Here is a 13,989-nt window from a genome sequence, read left to right on the forward strand (position 1 = left end):
ATGTCCTACTCGCCTGCCTTGACGACCATAGAGGCGAAGTCGGCAGCCTTGAGCGAAGCGCCGCCCACGAGGGCGCCGTCAACGTCGGGCTTGGCGACGAGCTCGGCGATGTTGCCGGGCTTGGCGGAACCGCCGTAGAGAACGCGGATGCCGTCGGCGAGCTCCTCGCCGAACATCTCCTTGAGGGTCTCACGGATAGCGCCGCAGACCTCCTGAGCGTCCTCAGCGGTAGCGGTCTTGCCGGTGCCGATGGCCCAGATGGGCTCGTAGGCGACGACGACCTGCTTGGGGCAGGTGATCTCAAGGCCAGCAAGGCCAGCCTTGACCTGGTTCACGACGTGCTCGACATAGGTGCCAGCCTCGCGGACCTCAAGGGACTCGCCGCAGCAGAAGACGGGAACAAGACCGGCGGCAACGAGAGCCTTAGCCTTCTTGTTCTGGTCCTCGTCGGTCTCGTGGAAGTAGTCGCGACGCTCGGAGTGACCGATGATGCAGTAGGTGCAGCCAGCGGACTTGAGCATGTCGCAAGAAGACTCACCGGTGAAGGCACCCTTGGCCTCCCAGTACACGTTCTGTGCACCGAGGGCGATGGGGGCAGCCTGAATGCGGTCATGAACCGTGGTGATGTCGATGGTCGGAGGGCAGACGAGCACCTCGACGCCAGCCGGAACCTCGGGCAGAGCCTGAGCCAGCTCATCGGCGAGCTTGGCGGCCTCGGCGACATCGTTGTTCATCTTCCAGTTACCAGCGATAAGAAGAGTGCGATTAGGCATCGAGAAGCGCCTCCACTCCGGGCAGGGCCTTACCCTCGACGAGCTCCATGGAAGCGCCACCACCGGTGGAGATCCAGCTCATCTTGTCGGCCAGGTTGAACTTGTTGACAGCTGCGACAGAGTCACCACCGCCGATGATCGAGGTGCAGTCAGCCTCGGCGAGAGCCTCGGCGATAGCCTGGGTGCCGTGAGCAAAGTTGTCAAACTCGAAGACGCCCATGGGGCCGTTCCAGAACACGGTCTTGGCGCCCTTGACAGCCTCGGCATAGAGCTCCTCGGTCTTGGGACCGATGTCCATACCCTCACGATCGTCGGGGATAGCGTCGGAAGCAACAACCTCGGGGACAGCGTCCTCGCCAAAGTGATCGGCAACACGGTTGTCGATGGGGAGCAGGATCTTGACACCCTTCTCCTCGGCCTTCTTGAGCATCTCGCCGGCGCGCTCGACCCAGTCCTCTTCCTTGAGGGACTGACCAACGGACAGGCCCTGAGCCAGGAAGAAGGTATAGGCCATGCCGCCACCGATGATCAGGGTGTCAGCGGAGTCGATGAGGTGATCGAGAACGCCGATCTTGGAGGAAACCTTGGAACCGCCGACGATGGCGACGAAGGGGCGCTCGGGCTCGGCGAAGATGCCGGTCAGCGTGTCGACCTCCTTCTCGAGCAAGAAGCCGGCGACGGCAGGCAGGTAAGCGGCGGGGCCCACGACGGAACCCTGGGCGCGGTGAGCGGTGCCGAAGGCATCGAGAACGAAGACGTCACCATAGGAAGCGAGCTTCTTGGCGATCTCGGGATCGTTCTTCTTCTCACGCTTGTCAAAACGGACGTTCTCGAGAACGAGGACCTTACCCGGCTCGACGGCGGCGACAGCCTCAGCAGCCTTCTCGCCGTAGGTGTCAGCGACAAAGGCAACGTCGAGACCAGAGAGCTCAGCGAGCTTCTTGGCGACGGGCTCGAGGGACAGCTCGGGCTGGAAGCCGGTGCCCTCGGGACGGCCGAGGTGGCTCATGAGGATGACGCGAGCGTTGTGCTCAACGAGGTAGTTGATGGTGGGCAGGGCAGCCTTGATACGGGTGGTGTCGCCAACGACGCCATCCTTGATAGGCACGTTAAAGTCAACGCGGACGAGAACGCGCTTTCCGTCGACATCGATGTCGCGGACGGTCTTCTTGGTAAAGGCCATGTTTGCTTCTACCTTTCGTACGTGTCTGCCTCCCATTACGGCAGACGATTTCTTATAAAAAGGGCGCGACCCTAGGGTGTAAGCCCTATAAGGCCGCGCCCTTCTTTAGACGCTCAACGAGCTATTCGCTAAAAGCTAAATTAAGCAACGAACTTCTCGAAGTACTTGATGGTGCGGACCATCTGAGAGGTGTAGGAGTTCTCGTTGTCGTACCAAGAGGTGACCTGAACGAGGGTCTGGCCGTTGCCGAGGTCAGAGCACATGGTCTGAGTGGCGTCGAAGATGGAGCCGTGGGTCTCGCCGACGATGTCGCGGGAGACAATCTGGTCCTCGTTGTAGGCGAAGGTCTCGGGGATGGTCTCGGCGTAGGCCTTCATGGCAGCGTTGACCTCGTCGACGGTGACCTTCTTGTCAACGACGGCGTAGAGGTTGGTCAGCGAGCCGGTCGGCGTCGGGACGCGCTGGGCGGCACCGATGAGCTTGCCGTTGAGCTCGGGGAGAACCAGGCCGATGGCCTTGGCAGCGCCCGTGGTGTTCGGGACGATGTTCTCGGAGCAGGCGCGGGAGCGACGGAAGTTGCCCTTGCGCTGCGGGCCGTCGAGCGGCATCTGGTCGCCGGTGAAGGCGTGGATGGTGGTCATGATGCCGGACACGATGGGAGCGAAGTCGTTCAGACCCTTGGCCATCGGGGCGAGGCAGTTGGTGGTGCAGGAAGCAGCGGAGATGATGTTGTCCTCAGCGGTCAGCGTCTCATGGTTGACGTTGTACACGATGGTGGGCAGATCGCTGCCGGCCGGAGCGGAGATGACGACCTTCTTGGCGCCAGCGTTGATGTGGGCCTGAGCCTTAGCCTTGCTGGTGTAGAAGCCGGTGCACTCGAGAACGACGTCGACGTCAAGGTCGCCCCAAGGCAGGTTGTTAGCGTCGGCCTCCTTGTAGATCTTGATCTCCTTGCCGTCAACGGTGATGGAATCCTCGCCAGCAACGACCTCGTGATCGCGAGCGTAGTTGCCCTGCGTGGAGTCGTACTTCAGCAGGTAAGCGAGCATATCGGGAGAGGTGAGGTCGTTGATAGCGACGATCTCGGAGCCCTCATGACCGAACATCTGACGGAAAGCCAGACGACCGATGCGACCGAAGCCGTTAATAGCAACCTTTACTGCCATTGTGTCTCCTTTCGTAAGGCCCCCGCGAGCTACAGCGCCCGCCGTTGAGGCCCACAAACTAACCACTCGCCTAATATACCTTTTTTTTGACTTGAATTTCACGAGAATGCTCGAAATTGAAAATCAAATTTACGTTAAAACGTTTTAAATACTAAAATAGCAGCTAAATCCATATATAAGTCGTTACTTCAAACTACCTGTTTGCTTCAATGAGCTTTTCAAGCCGTAAAACACGATGGTAGAGGGCTGACTTCGACAAGGGAGGGTCAGCCATCTCCCCCAAATCACGCAGCGACAGATCAGGATAGCGCTCGCGCAGGTCGCAAAAGACCGCCAAGGCATCCGGAAGCGCATCGCGAAGGCCACGCTGCTCGAGCTCATCGATAAGCGCAAGCTGATGTTGGGCAGCACCGGCGCTTCTGGTCTGGTTGGCGAGCTCGGCATTCACGCGACGGTTCACATCGTTCTTAACCAACTTGACCGCGCGCGCCTCCTCAATCTCGGCAACGCTGCGCTTGGCACCAATCAGCTTTAATAGATGCTCGATTTCCTCGGCGCTCTTAATGTACACGGCATATGACCCCCGCCGTGCATTAACACGAGCATGGACCCCAATCTGCTCCAACAGATCGCAAAGTCCCTTGGCATATTGCTCGCCCTGCACAGCGATCTCCAAATGAAAATCGCCGCGTGGATCGGCCACGAAGCCGCCCGCGATGAGCGCGCCGCGGATATAGGCAAGTCTACAGCAAGGACGGGCAACGATATGTCGGGGTACGCCGGCGACAAGTCCTCCCCTACGGTCGAGGATACCCAGCAGAACCAAGGCCTTATCCAGGTCTGGCTGATCAGGCAAGGTGATGAGGTAGTTTCGAACCTTATGCAAGACAGATTTGCGGACGGTGAACTCCGTTTTGAGCTTAAGGATACGATGCGTCAGCGTGATCATCGTGCGCGCGACGGCTCCCGTCTCAGTCGCAACCGTCAAACGATACCGCCCAGAGCCGGCAAGCGAGAGCGTACCACTCACGCGCGTGAGGGCGGCGAGCGTCGACAAGTCGCAGTATTCACATTCGGGTTCGCAGCGCGCAAGCTCGTCGCGCACCTCAGCGGTAAACGACATGCAGGCCTATGCCTTCGTGTTGGCGCGCGACAGGTCGCGGTGGGAGATGCTCACATGATACTGAGCGCCTTCCAAATAACGTGCCGTGGCCTCGGCGATGGCAACGCTGCGGTGCTGGCCGCCCGTGCAGCCGATGGCGATAGAAAGCTGCGGCTTGCCCTCCGCGATATAGCCCGGCATCACCGTATCGAGCAGCTGTGTCCAAGCCTTCCAAAACTCCTGCGTCTTGGGATGGTCCAGAACAAAATCGGAGACCTTTTTATCGAGACCGGTCATCGTGCGCATCTCGGGATCGTAGAACGGATTGGGCAGGAAACGAACGTCGATCATAATGTCCGCTTCGACGGGCATGCCGTGCTTAAAGCCAAACGAGAACACGTGGACGTCCATGAGTTGCTGGTCGGACAGCTCGGAAAATGCCATACGTAGCTTGTTGCGCAGCGCAGAGGTGCGCAGACGGCTCGTGTCGATAATCATATCGGCTCGGTCGCGCACGCCCTGGAGCTGAAGGCGCTCGCGCTGAATGGCATCGGCCGTAGTCTCCCCCGGCTTGGCAATGGGATGACGGCGGCGATTTTCGCTGTAGCGACGAATCAGCACCTCGTCAGAAGCCTCCAGGAACACGATGTCGCAGCTCATCTCGCGCTCTTCGAGCGCGGCGACCGCATCGAGCAACTCGTCAAACAGTCCCTGGCTACGCAAATCGCAGGTGACGGCGAGATGCCTGCCCACGCCCGTATTGATGCCGACGAGCTCGGCAAGCTGGGCGATGAGACGCGGAGGCAGGTTATCGATGCAAAAATAGCCCATATCCTCGAACACGTGCATGGCCTGTGTGCGGCCCGATCCGGACATTCCGGTGATGATGACGATATCGGGGATGCGCTCCGAGCGCTCCGCCGCATCCATGGCATCTCCCTTTTGCATGTGCTGCCTCCCAAAAACAAGCGCGGGACCCAGCAACCCGGATCCCGCGCGGTCAATTGCCTATATTGAGTATACCGCCCCGAGCGGATACGAGGCCTGTCTTACGCCTCAAGCGCAGCCTTGAACCAACTCGTAATACTCGTGGGGTGCGTGATGGCGGTGCCGACGACAACGGCCCAGGCGCCAGCATCGATCGCGGCGCGAGCCTCCTCGGGCGTGTGCACGCGGCCCTCGCAGATGATGGGAAGACCGGGGAATTCCTCGGTCGCCTGACGCAGGAGCGGCAGATCGGGGCCATCGGCCATGGTGCAGTCGATGGCAGCGACACCGTGAGAAAGCGTGGTAGATACAAGGTCGAAGCCCATATCAACCGCACGGCGAATGTCCTCGATGGTGGCACAGTCGGCCATCAGGAGCACACCCTCCTCGTGCAGCGGGCGGAAGGTATCCTCGACCGACTTGCCGTCGGGACGCGGACGATCGGTGGCGTCGATCGCCACGATATCGGCACCCGCAGCAACGCAGGCGCGAGCGTGACGCAGCGTCGGCGTGATGTAAACGCCCTCGTGCCCATCCTTCCACAGGCCGATGACAGGAACCTCACAGCGACCCTTAATGGCGGCAATGTCGGCAAGGCCCTGGCAGCGAATGGCGGCGGCGCCGCCGAGCTCGCAAGCACGAGACATTTGAGCCATGGTCTCTGGCGTACGAAGCGGCTCGCCCATATACGCCTGAACGCTCACGATGAGCTTACCCTTCAGGGATTGAATCAAAGGATCAACGGTCATGTGCGACTCAACCTTTCTCAAAACAGCCTTCTGAGACACCGCACCTTGACGTTCAAACCGTCGCTCGCGTACCGAAGTACGCTTCGCTCCTCTTTCACGTCAATCTGCGGCACCTCAGAAGGCGCACTTGGTAGTTATGTTTACTTCAACGACGCAAGAAGGTGTTCGGCGGCACCAATAAGCGGAGCATCGCCCTCCAGAGAACCGATGAGGATCGGCGTGTCCTGAAGCGGATCGAGCGCCTGGCTGGCATAGCCCTCGTGCACCGAATCCTTCCACGTCTGCGAACGCCAATCGGGACCTTGGTGAATCACGCCGCCCGAAAGCACGATGACCTCAGGGTCCAGGATGTTAGCGAGCGAGCCCAAGCTGGCCCCCAGCGCAAAGCCGGCGTCATGGATGACCTCGGTCGCCTTTGCGTCGCCCGCACGGCACAGGTCGTTCACATCGCGACCGACCGAAGGACGGCTGGGGTCGACGCGACCAAAGCGCTCATCGTACATACGACCAATGGAAGTGCCCGAAGCAACCGACTCCAGATGGCCGGAACGCCCGCAGGCGCAGGGAATACCGGCGGCAGCCGAGCACTCGATGTGGCCCATATGGCCAGCAGCACCATGGAAGCCCTGCATCACGCGGCCGTTCTCGACATATGCGCCGCCGATGCCCGTACCGATGCCAAGACACAAGACGGAGAACTTGCCCTTGCCGACGCCCCAGTGGGCCTCGCCCAGAGCATGAGCCTGCACGTCGCCTACAACGGCAACGGGAAGACCGAGGTCCTCGCGCAGGCGCGGCCCCAACTGAACGCCGGACCAGCCGGGCATGATCTCGTTGGCATACGCGATGGCGCCCGTCTTGGGATCGACAACGCCGGCGGCACCGATACCGATACCGAGGACCTCGACATCGGGGTTCGCCTCGAGAGCAGCCTTGATGGACGCCTCGATGCGCTGGAAAACTGCCTCGCCGCCTTCTTGGGCCTCGGTGGGAACCTCAGCTTCAAAGACCGGATGGGGCACGCCGCCATCAGCCGGATACTCCATAATGGCAGTCGCAATCTTGGTGCCGCCGATATCGACGGAGCAAACGTACTTGTTCTCCATGTCGCTCTCCTTAGGAGATATAAACAACTACAGGAAATGCGCCGTCAGGCTAGCCGTCACAGCGCGGTAAAGGTTTTCCAGGTGCCCGAGATCGCCGAGAAGCCGTGTGGCCATTGACCTAATGGGTCATGGCCGCACGGTTGAACGGCGAGGTCGGGTGCCTGGGAAAGCTTTAAAGGAGGCCGTTGTCCTGGAGGACCTTCTTAATCGCCTCGACGTTCTCACCGGTCATGGCCTTCACCGGGCGCGGCATGGTCGGGCTGTCGAAGATGCCCATGAGGTTCATAGCGGTCTTGAAGGCGCCGACGCCACCGGCATAGCCCTGGACGCCCGAGGTGACATCCCAGATGTGGGAGATCTCATTGAGACGATCCTGCTCGGCCTTGACGGTAGCCCAGTCACCAGCCTGAGCGGCCTTCCACTGACGCACGTAGCCCTCGGGCTCAACGTTGGCGAGACCCGGGACGGAACCGTCAGCGCCGCCGAGATAGGCGCCGTCGACAACAACCTCGTGACCGGTGAGGATGCTCATCGGATGGCCGTTCTTCTCGTTCTCCTGAACGAGGTAGCGGAACGAGATGTCATCACCCGAGGAATCCTTGACGCCAGCAAGGACGCCCTCGGCGCCGAGCTTGGCAAGGAGCTTCCAGGGGAGCTTGGTGTGAACGCAGACGGGAATGTCATAGGCAAAGATGGGCAGGTCGAGCTCCTCGTGCAGGATGCGGAAGTGCTCCTCGACCTCGGTCATACCCTGCAGGGCATAGAACGGGCAGGTGGCGACGAGGGCATCGGCGCCCAGCTCCTGGGCGACCTTGCCGTGCTCAATCATGCGCTCGGTCTCGGTATCGATGATGCCGACCAGAACAGGCACACGGTGGTCGACGATACGAACGGCCTCGGCGATAATCTGGCGACGGCGCTCATCGGTGGAGAAGACGACCTCGCCCGAAGACCCCAAGAAGAACAGACCATCGACGCCGGCATCGATCATGCGGTTGATGCTGCGCTCAAAGGAGGCAACGTCGAGCTGGTGGTCTTCGGTATCGGGAACAACGACGGGAGGGATAACGCCGGTGAATTTCTGAGTTGCCACAAGAATCTCCTTAGCTGTCTGGCGAGCGGCCCTATGCCGCTCACTCTTGTTGGCAGTGTCCAGGCCGTCTAGGCCAAAGAACACGGATAGAACGTTTGGTTAAAGAAGTCGACGACTTCGTTTTCGAACGCGTTAATACGCTCATGAGCGTATTTGGCATAGATGATATGCCTCCGGTCACACTCAAGACCGTTGAATACGGCAAACTGACCCTTGGGGTCGCTCACGGTATCCATGAGCGACGTGCCCATGAGCACCGATCCGCGCACCCGAGACGACAGAGCCTCGAGGCCACCGGGAATTGGATTGGCAACCGCCGTGCAGGCAAGTCCGCGCTCGTCCAGAGCAGAAACCGCCAGCGCGACACCGCCGCCAAGACCCTCGCCCCATGCAAAAATGCGATCGGGATCCATGCCATCAAGATTGCGCGCGACCTTCGCCAACGCGCAGCCCCAACGGACGCGCTTGACAAAAGCGGGCGAAGCAATCCCCCACTGCAGGTCGTCCGCACCAGCAACATCGTCATCCAGCGCGAGAACGGCATACCCCATGGCGGCAAATCTCGTCATGTGATGCCATCCACGCACGGGTCGATCGATGTCGTGAAACATCAGGCACAGCGGCACGCGCTCAGACACTCGGGCACGACCGACAGGCTCGATCAAACGAGCGTGAATCGCATCGTCACCGAGCTCAAAGGAGACCTCCGAGTAACGGGCGCAGGGGTTAACAAAGTCAATCGCCGTAATGGCCAGGCCTTGAATCTCAAGATTCGAAGCGCATGTCTCTAAATCAGAAACATCTGCTTGGACATCACCGCGCCAGTCCCGATATTCTGCGAGCCTTGACGAAACCGTTCCAGGCATCTCCGCGAGCCCGGGGACGATCAGCTCGTCGATATTGCTCTCGCACTTAGACATGAGCCTCCCCTCCCTCGCAGAAAAACGGAATGATCAGATCGTCAAAGTCCTGAATCTCCTCGTGGCCAAAGCCCTCAAAGAACTCGCGTCGCTTCTCACAGGCCAGATTGTTGTAGACCGCAAACTGCGTCGCCGGCGGACAGACGATATCGGCTGTGCCCGTGCCAAACAGCACGGGGCATTTGACCATGGGGGCAAAGTTCTTGGAATCGAAGTACGCCAGTTTGGCATAGGCCTCCTCAATACGAGTCGAGTCCTCGTCAAACCAACGCGACCAATAACGCAGGCCTTCATAAGCGATATCGTCGGCATCCAGATCCCAAACAAGGCGGAAATCCGACAGGAAGGGATAGAGGATGGCAGCGCGATTGATAAGCTCACTATTAAGCGCGCAGGTCGCAATGCCCAAACCGCCGCCCTGCGATGCGCCGTTCACAAATACGCGGGAAAGATCGATGCCCTCGAGCTCGCGAACAATACGGCACAGAATGCGGATATCCTGGTGCAAGCGGACATAGTAAAGATTGGCCGGGTCGCCGTCGATACCGGCGACGATATGCCCAGCAACCGTCGTGCCTTCAAATCCACCAATATCCTCGGAGGGGCCACCCTGGCCAGGACAATCGAGAGCGATGAGTGCCATGCCCATGCCCGCAAACGACGCCTGCTCGAACCAGCTGCGGCTTGCACCCGGATAGCCGTGGAACTGTAGCACCAGCGGCACGGGCTCGTCCGAAACCGGCTGGAGATACTTGGCATGCAGGCGTGCACCGCACATGCCGGTATACCAGAGGTCGAAAAACCGACAGGTCGCGGAATCCGCAACCGAAGCCGCCTCAATCGCATAGTCGAGCTCGACGGCGTCGGCCTCGGCCATGCGGTCCTTCCAAAAGAGATCGAAATCCGATGGACGGGGCATAGCGCCTCGATATTCACCAAATTGCTGTTGTAGCTCCTGAGCACTTGGCATGGCTCGTGAACCCAACCTTTCGAAATCGCAACGGAGGTGCGCCCGGCAAGGGAACCGGGCGCACGGGAGGGAAAGCGAGGCTACTCGCCGAGCTTGGGATGCAGCAGCGACGGCGCAGCGCCGAGCAGCATCTTGGTGTAGGGGTCCTGAGGGTGCTGGAAGACCTGCTTGGCCTCGCCCTGCTCGACGATCTTGCCGCCATTCATAACGATGATGTCGTCAGAGATATAGCGGACCGTCTGGATGTCATGGCTGATGAACACCATGGCCAGGCCGAGCTCCTTCTTAAGGTCGGTCAGCAGGTTCAGAATCTGCGCGCGGACCGAAACGTCCAGAGCCGAGGTGGGCTCGTCGGCGATGATGGCATCGGGGTTCAGCGACAGGGCGCGCGCAATTGCGACGCGCTGGCGCTGGCCGCCCGAAAGCTGGCCGGGAAGAACCTCGGCGGCGGAGCTGGGCAGACCGGTGAGCTCCAAGAGCTCCTTGACGCGCTTCTCCTGCTCGGCCTCGGTACCCAGGTTGTGGACGCGCATGGGGTCGAGCAGTTGCTCGCGAACGACCATGCGGGGATTGAGCGCCGTGGCCGGGTTCTGGAACACGACCGAGATGACGCGACCCATGTGGCGACGGTCCTCGGCGGTACGTTTGGTAACGTCCTTGCCCTTAAAGTAGACCTTGCCGCTCGTGGGGGCCTGCAGGCCGCACATGACGTTGGCGGTGGTGGACTTTCCGCAACCGGACTCGCCGACGATGCCGATGGTCTGTCCGGGCATGAGCTTAATCGTTACACCCTGGACGGCGTGAACCAGGTTGGGGTGCAGAATCGAGCCAGTACGGGTCCTAAAGGTGACGTGGACGTCATCAAGGAAGATGATCGGCTCGACGCCGTTGACTGCGGTCTCGCTCATCTACATCACCTCCGCGTGAGGGGTCAAACCATTTGCCTTGAGCACCTCGTCGGGGAGCTCGGAATAGAAGTGCTCGGTGCCGGGCACGCGCTTGAAGACCGGACGGGTGTCCAGGCCAATGCGCGGATGGCTCGAGCGGGGTGCGAAGCGATCGCCCTTGGGGAAATCGCGCGGGCTCGGAACGGCGCCGGGCACCTGGTGCAGGCGGCCCGAACCGCTCTCGATGGACAGGACGGAACCCAGAAGGCCGCGGGTGTACTCGTGAATCGGGTTGGTGAGCAGCTCCTTGGTGGGCGCCTGCTCGATAACCTGGCCGGCGTACATAACCGTGATGTTATGAGCGACCTCGGCGACCAGTGCCAGGTCGTGCGAAACGAAGATCATGGCAAAGCCGAGCTTGGCCTGAAGATCGTTAAGCAGCTTGATGACCTGCTTCTGGACGGTAACGTCCAGAGCGGTCGTGGGCTCGTCGCAGATGACCAGTTTGGGGTCGCGGGTAAGGGCCATAGCGATCAGAACGCGCTGACGCTGACCACCGGAAAGCTCATGCGGATAGCTCTCGAGCGTACGCTTGGGGTCGAGGCCCACGAGCTCCAGGAGCTCCTCGGCGCTACGGGTACCGCCGCGCTTGGTGAGCTGCTTCATCTGGGCAGAGATGAGCATGGAAGGGTTGAGCGAGGACAGGGCGTCCTGATAGACCATGGCGATATCGGTACCGCGCAGGCCGAACCACTCCTTCTTGCTCATCTTGAGCAGGTCGCGGCCCTCCCAGAGAACCTCACCGGAAAGATGCTCGTCATCGTCGGTCAGGCCCATGATGGCCAGCGTGGTGATGGACTTACCGCAGCCGGACTCACCGACCAGGCCCATGGTCTGGCCAGGACGGACATCAAAGTTGACATGATCGACGACGTTGATATCACCGTGGTGCTCAAACTGGATGCAGAAATCACGGACCGAAAGGATCGGCTCAACGGACTCATCGGGCACATGGCGGTCGTTACGCTTGAGCTCGACATCGCGCAGGGCGCCAAGACGGGCGGACAGGGACTGAGCCTGCTCCTTGTAAGCGCGAACGGGGTCGGAGACCAGCAGGTCGGCCTCGCGGCGCTTGGAGGAATCGGTCGGATCCAGGGCGGCGGAGGGAGCAGCGGCCATGGCGTCGGTAATGCCCTCGGAGAGGATGTTGAGCGCCAGGCAGGTGATCATGATAGCCAGACCCGGGAACAGCGCCTGCCACCAACGGCCAGCGAGCACGCCACCGCGGGCGTCGGCGAGGATGTTGCCCCAGGTAGCGGTGGGCTCCTGGATACCAGCGCCGATAAAGGTCAGCGAGGCCTCGAAGATGATGGCGTCGGCGACCAGGGTAACGGTGAAGACCATGATCGGGGCGATGCAGTTACGCAGAACATGCTTGATCAAAATCCACGGAGCCTTGGCGCCGGAAACGATGACCGCGCGGACATAGTCCTCGCCGTACTCGGACACGATGTTGGCGCGCACGATACGGGCAATCTGCGGAGTGTACATAAAGCCAATGGCGAAGATGATCGACGGCACGGAATTGCCCAGGATGGAGACGAAGACGGCAGCGAGGGCGATGCCCGGGATGGACATGATGATGTCCAGGATGCGCATGATCGCCTCGGAAACGGACTTGCGCGAAACCGCCGCGAGGGCGCCCACGACCGAGCCGCAGACCAGAGCCATGGCAGTAGCACCGAAGCCGATGATCAGCGAGTAACGGCCACCGTAAAGCATACGCGACAGGATGTCGCGGCCCTTATCGTCGGTACCGAAGATAAATCCATTGCCGGGAGCCTGGCGAGCAGTGAAAATCTCGACCGGGCTATAGGGGGCAAGAAGGGGCGCCAGAATCGCGGTCAGGGCGACCAACACCAGCACGACGGCGGCAATCTTAGAAGACAGCGTCATCTTCTTCCAGCCACCGAGCTTGAGCCCCTTGGAGGCAGCCTTCTCGAGCTGCTCGGTTTGCTTCTCTCGAATCTTTACCATAATCTACACCGTCCTGATGCGCGGGTTGATGAGCAGGTAGAGCATGTCAACCACGATGTTGATGATGATGAAGGCAAGAGCAACGACGATGACGACGCCCTGAACCAGGTTCGCCTCGTTGCCCTGAACGCCCTGCAGAATCGCAGTACCCATGCCGGGGAGGTTGAAGATGACCTCGATGACGACGGCGCCGCCCATAAGGTAACCGATCTTAAGACCGAGGGTGGTGACCGGGGTGATCAGCGCGTTGCGCAAAACGTTGATGCCGACGACGACCTTCTCGGGAACGCCGGCGCCACGGGCCATGCGGACGTAGTCCTTGTCGAGCTCCTCAACCATGGCCGTACGCACGATACGAGTCATCTGGCCCGTCAGCGGGAATGCCAGAGCGATAGCGGGCATGATCATACGTCCCAGATAGCCAGCCGGGTTGGTGGTGAAGTGAGGCAGAGCACCGGATGCCGGGAGCACCTTAAGGTAGGAAGAGAACAGCAGAATCAACAGAACGGCAAGCCAGAACGACGGGGTTGCCAAGCCGGCGATGGAAAAGACGCGGATCACTTGGTCCGGCCATTTATCGCGATACAGTGCCGCGATGACGCCGAGCAAAAACGAGACGACCGCGCCGATGGCAAGACCGATGAAGGTCAGCTGCATCGTGACGGGCAGGGCCGTGGAGATGCGCTTGGCAACGGAGTTGCGAGCAGCACCATAGGTGCCCATGTCACCATGGATCAGATCGCCCATGTAGCGCACGTAGCGCACGGGCCAGGGGTCGTCCAGACCATACTTCTCATGGTACTCGGCAACCGCCTCGGGCGAGGCACCGTCACCCAACGCCGTATAGGCGGGGTCGGTCTTGGAGAACGACATAAGGAAGAACACCAGGACGGTGACGCCCAATGCCATGATCGGCAGCGCCACGAGACGCCTTCCAATCAAACGTAGAAAGTTGTTCACGTTCTCTCCCCTTTCTTTTGTCGGTAGGACCAACTGGTATATGAGTATGGATACTC

Annotated in this window: 13 protein-coding genes; all 13 read right to left on the reverse strand. The window is 60.4% G+C overall.

The window, feature by feature from the left end; all coding sequences use genetic code 11:
• Positions 1-5 precede the first annotated feature (5 nt).
• The 13 genes from tpiA to GPK39_RS06910 all read right to left on the reverse strand — a co-directional run bounded on the left by tpiA (position 6) and on the right by GPK39_RS06910 (position 13,933).
• Positions 6-773 (reverse strand): triose-phosphate isomerase, encoded by a 768-nt coding sequence (gene tpiA / locus GPK39_RS06850; protein WP_089572945.1) that lies wholly within the window; start codon positions 771-773, stop codon positions 6-8.
• Positions 766-1,956 carry a phosphoglycerate kinase gene (locus GPK39_RS06855; RefSeq protein ID WP_035138885.1) on the reverse strand — a complete coding sequence of 397 codons (1,191 nt, stop codon included), beginning with the start codon at positions 1,954-1,956 and terminating at the stop codon, positions 766-768. The genes tpiA and GPK39_RS06855 overlap by 8 nt, the downstream gene beginning before the upstream one ends.
• 140 nt (positions 1,957-2,096) lie before the next feature.
• Positions 2,097-3,122, reverse strand: a complete 1,026-nt coding sequence (gene gap / locus GPK39_RS06860; protein ID WP_055286941.1) for a type I glyceraldehyde-3-phosphate dehydrogenase — start codon at positions 3,120-3,122, stop codon at positions 2,097-2,099.
• 193 nt (positions 3,123-3,315) lie between these two features.
• Positions 3,316-4,245 (reverse strand): DNA-binding protein WhiA, encoded by a 930-nt coding sequence (gene whiA, locus GPK39_RS06865; protein ID WP_022094879.1) that lies wholly within the window; start codon positions 4,243-4,245, stop codon positions 3,316-3,318.
• A gap of 6 nt (positions 4,246-4,251) precedes the next feature.
• Positions 4,252-5,172: an RNase adapter RapZ gene (rapZ, locus tag GPK39_RS06870; protein ID WP_022094878.1), complete on the reverse strand. Its 921-nt coding sequence runs from the start codon at positions 5,170-5,172 to the stop codon at positions 4,252-4,254.
• A 101-nt stretch (positions 5,173-5,273) separates the two neighbouring features.
• Positions 5,274-5,960 (reverse strand): N-acetylmannosamine-6-phosphate 2-epimerase, encoded by a 687-nt coding sequence (locus tag GPK39_RS06875; protein ID WP_215674610.1) that lies wholly within the window; start codon positions 5,958-5,960, stop codon positions 5,274-5,276.
• A gap of 140 nt (positions 5,961-6,100) precedes the next feature.
• Positions 6,101-7,066, reverse strand: coding sequence for an ROK family protein (locus GPK39_RS06880; RefSeq protein ID WP_055286945.1), 966 nt, complete (start codon positions 7,064-7,066; stop codon positions 6,101-6,103).
• 172 nt (positions 7,067-7,238) lie between these two features.
• Positions 7,239-8,159, reverse strand: a complete 921-nt coding sequence (locus GPK39_RS06885; RefSeq protein WP_035138887.1) for a dihydrodipicolinate synthase family protein — start codon at positions 8,157-8,159, stop codon at positions 7,239-7,241.
• 68 nt (positions 8,160-8,227) lie between these two features.
• Entirely contained in the window at positions 8,228-9,079 is an 852-nt protein-coding gene (locus GPK39_RS06890; protein ID WP_055286947.1) for an acetylxylan esterase, read from the reverse strand.
• Complete coding sequence (locus GPK39_RS06895; protein ID WP_055310506.1) at positions 9,072-10,049, reverse strand: acetylxylan esterase; 978 nt, start codon at positions 10,047-10,049, stop codon at positions 9,072-9,074. Before GPK39_RS06895 ends, GPK39_RS06890 begins: the two co-directional genes overlap by 8 nt.
• Positions 10,050-10,129: 80 nt before the next feature.
• The gene (locus GPK39_RS06900; RefSeq protein ID WP_006236159.1) at positions 10,130-10,957 is read right to left on the reverse strand and encodes an ABC transporter ATP-binding protein; all 828 of its coding nucleotides are present in this window, start codon (positions 10,955-10,957) and stop codon (positions 10,130-10,132) included.
• Positions 10,958-12,973: a dipeptide/oligopeptide/nickel ABC transporter permease/ATP-binding protein gene (locus GPK39_RS06905; protein ID WP_022094872.1), complete on the reverse strand. Its 2,016-nt coding sequence runs from the start codon at positions 12,971-12,973 to the stop codon at positions 10,958-10,960.
• A gap of 3 nt (positions 12,974-12,976) precedes the next feature.
• The gene (locus GPK39_RS06910) at positions 12,977-13,933 is read right to left on the reverse strand and encodes an ABC transporter permease (protein WP_022094871.1); all 957 of its coding nucleotides are present in this window, start codon (positions 13,931-13,933) and stop codon (positions 12,977-12,979) included.
• Positions 13,934-13,989: the final 56 nt, after the last annotated feature.

Origin of the sequence: Collinsella aerofaciens, assembly GCF_018785245.1 — a bacterium.
Lineage (GTDB): Bacteria > Actinomycetota > Coriobacteriia > Coriobacteriales > Coriobacteriaceae > Collinsella > Collinsella aerofaciens_AD.

Excerpts from the sequence above, each read along its gene's own strand:
- tpiA (WP_089572945.1), bottom strand. The coding sequence starts at position 773 with ATGCCTAATCGCACTCTTCTTATCGCTGGTAACTGGAAGATGAACAAC.
- GPK39_RS06855 (WP_035138885.1), bottom strand. The coding sequence starts at position 1,956 with ATGGCCTTTACCAAGAAGACCGTCCGCGACATCGATGTCGACGGAAAG.
- gap (WP_055286941.1), bottom strand. The coding sequence starts at position 3,122 with ATGGCAGTAAAGGTTGCTATTAACGGCTTCGGTCGCATCGGTCGTCTG.
- whiA (WP_022094879.1), bottom strand. The coding sequence starts at position 4,245 with ATGTCGTTTACCGCTGAGGTGCGCGACGAGCTTGCGCGCTGCGAACCC.
- rapZ (WP_022094878.1), bottom strand. The coding sequence starts at position 5,172 with ATGCAAAAGGGAGATGCCATGGATGCGGCGGAGCGCTCGGAGCGCATC.
- GPK39_RS06875 (WP_215674610.1), bottom strand. The coding sequence starts at position 5,960 with ATGACCGTTGATCCTTTGATTCAATCCCTGAAGGGTAAGCTCATCGTG.
- GPK39_RS06880 (WP_055286945.1), bottom strand. The coding sequence starts at position 7,066 with ATGGAGAACAAGTACGTTTGCTCCGTCGATATCGGCGGCACCAAGATT.
- GPK39_RS06890 (WP_055286947.1), bottom strand. The coding sequence starts at position 9,079 with ATGTCTAAGTGCGAGAGCAATATCGACGAGCTGATCGTCCCCGGGCTC.
- GPK39_RS06895 (WP_055310506.1), bottom strand. The coding sequence starts at position 10,049 with ATGCCAAGTGCTCAGGAGCTACAACAGCAATTTGGTGAATATCGAGGC.
- GPK39_RS06900 (WP_006236159.1), bottom strand. The coding sequence starts at position 10,957 with ATGAGCGAGACCGCAGTCAACGGCGTCGAGCCGATCATCTTCCTTGAT.
- GPK39_RS06905 (WP_022094872.1), bottom strand. The coding sequence starts at position 12,973 with ATGGTAAAGATTCGAGAGAAGCAAACCGAGCAGCTCGAGAAGGCTGCC.